Annotated in this window: 1 protein-coding gene; it reads right to left on the minus strand. The window is 40.3% G+C overall.

The features are described from left to right. Positions 1–278: hypothetical protein (locus R0K30_RS21730; RefSeq protein WP_410612893.1), on the minus strand; the 278-nt coding region annotated here is incomplete at both ends.

Here is a 278-nt window from a genome sequence, read left to right on the forward strand (position 1 = left end):
CTAACGTTTGATAAAACATGGTTTGCGGCCCACCGTACTCGCTAAAGTAGCGTTTATGGGTAATATTACGAAGAGCAAAAAATAATGCTGATACCACCCCCGTCACCACACCTAAAGTGATGTCATCGCCTAAATTAACGCTCGGGATCAATAAATAACTGCCAATAATCACCACTACAGCGCTTATTATATCTTTTGCATTGGGCTTACTTTTATTAAATAGAGGCTCTAAAAATACCGTGATCACGGGATAGGTAAAAAAAGCTAACATGCCCACG

The sequence above is a fragment of the Bacillus sp. SIMBA_154 genome (assembly GCF_046536015.1).
Lineage (GTDB): Bacteria > Bacillota > Bacilli > Bacillales > Bacillaceae > Bacillus > Bacillus pumilus_P.